The organism is Burkholderia sp. 3C, from assembly GCF_054589155.1.
Genome location: NZ_BAAILN010000066.1, coordinates 115,992 through 122,962, shown reverse-complemented (window position 1 = coordinate 122,962; position 6,971 = coordinate 115,992). Strand labels below are relative to the sequence as shown.

Annotated in this window: 5 protein-coding genes; all 5 read left to right on the top strand. The window is 69.4% G+C overall.

Features of this window, described 5'->3' with window-relative positions; all coding sequences use genetic code 11:
- Positions 1-59: 59 nt before the first annotated feature.
- The gene (locus ACYP33_RS10880) at positions 60-2,285 is read left to right on the top strand and encodes a polysaccharide biosynthesis tyrosine autokinase (protein WP_414442010.1); all 2,226 of its coding nucleotides are present in this window, start codon (positions 60-62) and stop codon (positions 2,283-2,285) included.
- Positions 2,286-2,328: 43 nt separating this feature from the next.
- A complete protein-coding gene (locus ACYP33_RS10875) occupies positions 2,329-3,276 on the top strand; it encodes a glycosyltransferase family 2 protein (RefSeq protein WP_459621567.1) in 948 nt (315 codons plus the stop codon).
- Positions 3,277-3,356: 80 nt separating this feature from the next.
- The gene (locus ACYP33_RS10870) at positions 3,357-4,496 is read left to right on the top strand and encodes a glycosyltransferase (protein ID WP_459621565.1); all 1,140 of its coding nucleotides are present in this window, start codon (positions 3,357-3,359) and stop codon (positions 4,494-4,496) included.
- An 85-nt stretch (positions 4,497-4,581) separates the two neighbouring features.
- The gene (locus tag ACYP33_RS10865; RefSeq protein WP_414442009.1) at positions 4,582-6,033 is read left to right on the top strand and encodes an O-antigen ligase family protein; all 1,452 of its coding nucleotides are present in this window, start codon (positions 4,582-4,584) and stop codon (positions 6,031-6,033) included.
- Positions 6,030-6,971, top strand: a 942-nt coding sequence (locus ACYP33_RS10860) for a glycosyltransferase family 4 protein (RefSeq protein WP_459621563.1), incomplete at its 3' end; no start/stop codon positions are given. The genes ACYP33_RS10865 and ACYP33_RS10860, both read left to right, overlap by 4 nt.

Below are 6,971 nucleotides of genomic sequence, written 5' to 3'. Positions count from 1 at the left end.
CTGATCTGGCGTGGCCGGCGTCGCCCGACGCCGGCCCACCGAACCTGAGGCGGATAGCCATCGTGAATACGCAAGTCAAACATCCCTACGCGGATCTGGCCGCGAAGCCGGACGAGGAAGACGTCGTCCTCGGCCAGTTGATCCAGGTCGTGCTCGACGACATCTGGCTGCTGCTCGGTATCGCCGCGGTGGTGATAGCGCTCGCGGGCGTCTATTGCTACCTCGCGAAGCCGGTGTATTCGGCCGATGCGCACGTGCGTGTCGAGGCCTCCGACAACACCACGCAGGCGCTCACGCAGACGCAGACCGGCGCGGTGATCAACAGCGGCCCGAGTTCGCCCGCCACCGACGCCGAGATCGAGATCATCAAGAGCCGCGGCGTGGTCGGCCCGGTGGTGGAGCAGTGCAAGCTGAACTTCTCGGTCTCGCCGAAGACGCTGCCGTTTTTCGGCGCGATCGCCGCGCGCGTGGCCACGCCGGGCAAGCTCGCCGCGCCGTGGTTCGGCATGAAGTCGTACGCCTGGGGCGGCGAGGCGGCCGCGGTCGATTCGATCGACGTGACCCAGTCGCTCGAAGGCAAGCAACTGACGCTGACGGCCGGCGAGGGCGGCGCGTATTCGCTGACCGATCCGAACGGCGGCCTGCTGCTGCGCGGCCGCGTGGGCGAGCGCGCCGAGGGCAACGGCGTAGCGCTGACGGTGTCGAAGCTGGTGGCGCGTCCGGGCACGCAATTCACGGTGGTGCGCCAGAACGATCTGGACGCGATCACGGCGTTCCAGGCGGGCATCCAGGTCGCCGAGCAGGGCAAGCAGACGGGCGTGATCCAGATCTCGCTCGAAGGCAAGGACCCGGACCAGACGGCGATGATCGCCAACGCGCTCGCGCAGTCGTACCTGAACCAGCACGTGGTCAGCAAGCAGGCCGAAGCGAACAAGATGCTCGACTTCCTCAAGAGCGAGGAGCCGCGCCTGAAATCGGACCTGGAACGCGCCGAGGCCGCGCTGACCGAATACCAGAGCACGTCGGGCTCGATCAACGCGAGCGACGAGGCGAAGGTCTACCTGGAAGGCAGCGTGCAGTACGAGCAGCAGATCGCCGCGCAGCGCCTGCAGATCGCCTCCCTGAGCCAGCGCTTCACGCCCGAGCACCCGATGGTGATCGCGGCCAACCAGCAGCTCTCGCAGCTTGAAAAGGAACGCGACAAGTACGCCGACAAGTTCCGCAGCCTGCCGGCCACCGAGGTCAAGGCCGTGGCGCTGCAACGCAACGCCAAGGTGGCCGAGGACATCTACGTGCTGCTGCTGAACCGCGTGCAGGAACTGTCGGTGCAGCGCGCCGGCACGGGCGGCAACATCCGCCTGGTCGACGCCGCGCTGCGCCCCGGCGTGCCGGTCAAGCCGAAGAAGGCGCTGATCCTGTCGGCGGCCGTGATCCTGGGCCTGATCGTCGGCACCGGCGTGGTGTTCCTGCGCCGCAGCCTGTTCAAGGGCATCGAGGATCCGGAGCGCGTCGAGCGCATGTTCAACCTGCCGATGTACGGCCTCGTGCCGAGAAGCGTCGAACTCGAGAAGCTCGACGCCGCCGCGCAGAAGAGCGGCAGCGACATGCGGCCGATCCTGGCCGTCGCGCGGCCCAAGGATCTCAGCGTCGAGAGCCTGCGCAGCCTGCGCACCGCCATGCAGTTCGCGCTGATGGACGCGAAGAACCGCGTGATGGTGCTGACCGGCCCGACGCCCGGCATCGGCAAGAGCTTCCTGACCGTCAACCTGGCCGCGCTGCTGGCCCATTCGGGCAAGCGCGTGCTGCTGATCGACGCCGACATGCGCCGTGGCGCGCTCGACCGCTACTTCGGCGTGTCGCGCCGCAACGGGCTGTCGGAGCTGTTGAGCGGGCAGGTGGCGCTGGAGGATGCGATCCGCGAGACGCAGGTGCCGGGGCTGTCGTTCATCCCGACCGGCCAGCGCCCGCCGAACCCGTCGGAGCTGCTGATGTCGCCGCGCCTCGCGCTGTATCTGGATGGCCTCGGCAAGCGCTACGACGCCGTGATCGTCGATTCGCCGCCGATCCTGGCCGTGACCGACGCCACGCTGTTCGGCGTGCTGGCCGGCGCGACCTTCCTGGTGCTGCGCTCGGGCATGCATACCGAGGGCGAGATCAGCGATTCGATCAAGCGCCTGCGCACGGCCGGCGTGCACCTTCAGGGCGGCATCTTCAACGGCGTGCCGGCGCGCGCGCGGGGCTACGGGCGCGGCTACGCGTCGGTCCACGAATATCTGAATGCCTGAGGCGCGCGAGCGCCCCGGCCCAAGACGACGAGGTGAAGCACCGATGAAACTTTCCGTACTGGTTCCGACCTACCGGCGTCCCGCCGATCTCGCCCGCTGCCTGAACGCGTTGCAGCGTCAGCGCCGCGCCCCCGATCAGGTGATCGTGGTGGCGCGCCCCGAGGACGACGCGACCCACGAATGTCTGGCCGACCCGCGCGTGCGCGGTGCGCTGCCGCTGGTGATCGCGCCGGTGGAGGTGGGCGGGCAGGTGGCCGCGCTGAACCTGGGGCTCGACACGGCATCGGGCGACGTGGTCGCGATCACCGACGACGACGCCGCGCCGCATCCCGACTGGCTCGAACGGATCGACGCCGCGTTCGCGGGCGACCCGAAGCTCGGCGCGCTCGGCGGCCGCGACTGGGTGCACGAGAAGGGCCGGGTGGTGGACGGCGAGCAGCCCGTGGTGGGCCGCGTGACGCTGTCGGGCAAGCTGATCGGCAACCACCATCTCGGCGCGGGCGACGCGCGCGAGGTGGACATGCTCAAGGGCGCCAACATGATCTACCGGCGCGCCGCGATCGCCGGGCTGCGCTTCGACACGCGCCTGCGCGGCGCCGGCGCGCAAACCCACAACGACATGGCGTTCAGCATGGCCGTCAAGCGGCGCGGCTGGAAGCTGGTGTACGACCCGGCCGTGGCGGTGGATCACTACCCGGCCGAGCGCTTCGACGAGGACCGGCGCGACGCCGCCTCGCGCAGCGCGATCGTCAACGCCGCCTACAACCTGCACCTGACGCTGCGCGATCACCTGCCGGCGCCCAAGCGCGAGATCGCCTGGTGGTGGTACGCGCTGGTCGGCACGCGCGTGTATCCGGGTTTCGCGCACGTGCTGCTGTCGATCGGCTCGTCGCGCGGCGAGCGTGTGCGCGAACGCTGGCGCGCGGTGCGCGAGGGCGCGCAGGCGGCCCGCCGCGCCGCGCCGTCCGGCGGCCCGCTGGCGGCGGCCTGAGGCACGGTGCCCAAGCCGCCCGAACCCTCCGAACCGCTCGCCTCGCGCACGCATCCCGAATCACGAACCCGGAGCTTTGCATGACCGCCACCCAGGTCCACGTTCATCTGTTTCATGGCGCCGACCCGCGCACCTACCGCGCCGGCGACAACATCGGCTGCCTGTATGGCTATCACCACGCGGCCTCCGACGAGTTCGCGATGAGCTATTCGCGCGACGGCCGCGAATCGCGCCCGGTCAGCCTCGCGCGCCGCGCGCTGAAGGCCGCGCTCGGCTTCGACGCGATCCACGCCTGGCGCAACCGCGAGGCGCTGCTGGCCGCCGACGTGATCTGGACGCACACCGAGCAGGAGCACCTGGCCGCCGCGCTGATTCTCAAGCTGGCCGGCGAGCGCGGCACGCACCCGCGCCTGCTCGCGCAGAGCGTGTGGCTGCTCGACCGCTGGCCGCAGTTCGGCGCGCTGCGCCGCTGGGTCTACCGCAAGCTGCTCGCGCGCGCCGACGTGCTGACCACGCTCGCGCGCGACAACGCCGTGCTGTGCCGTGACTACCTGCAACGCGACGCCGTGCAGGTCTATTACGGCCTCAACCTGCAGGATTTCCCGGTGCGCCGGCCCGAAAGCTGGACGCCGAACCGGCCGCTGCGGATCGCCGCGATCGGCAACGATCGCGACCGCGACTGGACCACGCTGATCGAGGCGTTCGGCGGCCTGCCGCGCTATCAGGTCAAGCTCGCCACGCGCCGCCGCATTCCCCCGGCGCTGCATCGCGACAACGTCGAGATCGCCTCGGTGTCGGGCATGGCGCAGCAGCGCGCGTTCTACGACTGGGCCGACGTGATCGTGGTGCCGCTGCGGCCGAACCATCATGCGTCGGGCATTACCGTGATGCTGGAGGCGGCGGCGGTCGGCAAGCCGATGATCGTCAGCGACGTGGGCGGCCTGCGCGACTATTTCCCGACCGATTGCGCGGCCTACGTGCCGGCGTTCGATGCCGGCGCGATGCGCGGCGCGGCCGATCGCATGCTGGCGCAGCCGGCCCGCGCGCTGGCGCAGGCGCAGGCGGCCTCCGCCCGGCTCGTCGAGCGCGACCTGAGCACCGAGGCGTTCGCTGCGCAGCACGTGCGCATCACGCGCGAGCTGCTGCAACGCGGGCGCGCCGCGACGGCCGACGGCGCGGCGCCGCTGCCGCTCGCCGATTCGCGCACCACCTCGAACTGAGGCGCGCCGGATCATGAGTACGCCCGCCTTTCCGTCCCAACCGCCCGTCGGGCCGCCGGCCCCGCCGCAGCCGCCGCCGATCGGCATGCGCCGGCCGGCCAAGCGCCGCAAGCGCCGGTTCGGGGCCGAGCCGAAGCACTGGGCCGCGCAGGCCGGCCTGTGGACCTTGACCGGTTTGCTGATCCTCGCGCACCAGGGCTCGATCCTGACGCTCGCGTTTCCGGCGCTGTCGATCGCCACCGGGCTGTGGCTGTATTTCCGCAGCCCGGCGCGCTACGTGGGCTTCGTCTGGTGGCTGTGGTTCCTCGCGCCCGAGGTGCGGCGGCTCGCCGACTGGTCGCGCGGGGCGTACACGCCCACCAGCCTGATTCAAATCGCGCCGCTGGCCGTGACGATGATCTGCGGGCTCGGCCTGATCCGCCATTACCGCGTGCTCGCGCAGCGGCGCGGCCTGCCGATGCTGATGATGCTGCTCGGCCTGGCCTATGCGTATTTCGTCGGGCTGGTGTCGTCGGGGCTGCTGGCCGCCACCTACGATCTGGCCAACTGGGTCTACCCGATCCTGATCGGTTTCCACATCGCCGTGAACGCGCGCGATTACCCCGAATACCGCGACACCATCGTCTCCACCTTCGTGTGGGGGATGCTGGTGATGGGCGGTTACGGGATGGTGCAGTTCTTCATCATGCCGGCCTGGGACGTGCTGTGGATGGTCGGCTCGCAGATGGCCTCGCAGGGCGAGCCGGTGCCGTACGGCGTGCGCGTGTTCAGCACGATGAATTCGTCGGGGCCGTTCGCGTTCGCGATGATGGGCGCGCTGGTGTTCATGCTGGCCGCCACCCAGCGGGTGCGCTGGCTGGCCGGTGCGGCCGGCTTCATCGCGTTCATGTTGTGCCTGGTGCGTTCCACCTGGGGCGGCTGGGTGATCGCGCTGATCGTGCAGCTCGCCAAATCGTCGAACCGCGTGCGGGTGCGCATGCTGGTGGGCGCGATGGTGCTGGCCGGGCTGTCGGTGCCGCTGTTGACGGTGGGGCCGGTGGCCGACCGCCTCGGCCAGCGGCTCCAGTCGATCACGAATCTGAAGGACGACCGCAGCTACGACGACCGCAACAAGTTCTACGCCAGCTTCGCGCAGACCGCGTTCACCGACGTGTCGGGCGAGGGCATGGGCGCCACCGGTGCGTCCACCAAGCTGTCGAGCGACAGCGGCGAACTCGGCAAGTACGGCAGCTTCGACAGCGGCGTGATGAACGTGCCGTTCGTGCTCGGCTGGCCCGGCTCGCTGCTTTACCTGGCCGGCACGTTGTGGCTGCTCGCACGTGCGCTGCGCGTGTCGTTCCGGATGCGCGACGATAAATATGTAGCGGCCTGCGTGAGCCTCGCGATCTCGATCTTCGCGATGCTGGTGTTCACGAATTCCCTGATCGGCACGGGAGGCTTGTTGCTGTTCATGAGTTTGTTTTCGATCCTGGCCGCGTCACATTGGCAAAAAATCCAGCGCGCGGCCGCCAAACGCATACGGGGAGCAGGACTGTGAGAATAGCCATCGTCACGCATACGGTTCGTCACAACGACGGACAAGGGCGCGTCAACTACGAAATTGCCCGGGCGGCGCTTGCCGAGCAATGCGAGGTGACGCTGATCGCATCGCACGTCGCGCAGGAATTGCTCGACCATCCGCGGGTGCGCTGGATTCCGGTGCAGCCGGCGCGGTTCTGGCCGAGCAACCTGCTGCGCCAGCAGGTGTTCGCGCTCAAGAGCGCGCTGTGGATCAACCGCCATCGCAACGAATTCGACGTGCTGCACGTGAACGGCTTCATTTCGTGGGTGCGCGCCGACGTCAACACCGCGCACTTCGTGCACGGCGGCTGGTTCGCGAGCCGCTATTACCCGTTCTCGCTGACCAAGGGGCTGTGGTCGGCCTATCAGTACATCTACACGCGCGCCAATACCGTGCTGGAACGCTGGGCCTACCGGCGCTCGCGCGCGATCGTCGCGGTGTCGGGCAAGGTGGCCGACGAGATCCGCCGGATCGGCATCGACGGGTCGCGCATCGGCGTGATCTACAACGGTGTGGATGCGCAGGCGTTCAGCGGCGCGCGGCCCGACCGGGTGGCCTACGGGCTGCCCGAGGACGCGTTCATGCTGCTGTTCGTGGGCGACCTGCGCACGCCGCGCAAGAACCTCGGCACCGTGTTGAAGGCGCTCACGCAGTTGCCCGAGCATGTGCATCTGGCGGTGGCCGGCTTCCTGCCGGGCAGCCCGTATCCCGACGAGGCGCGCGCGCTCGGCATTGCCTCGCGCGTGCATTTCCTCGGCCTGGTGAAGACCATGCCGCAGTTGATGTCGTCGGTGGATGCCTATGTGTTTCCGTCGCGCTACGAGGCGATGAGCCTGTCGCTGCTGGAGGCGATGGCGGCCGGCCTGCCGGTGGTCACGGCGCGCACGGCGGGCGGTGCCGAGATCATCCATGCC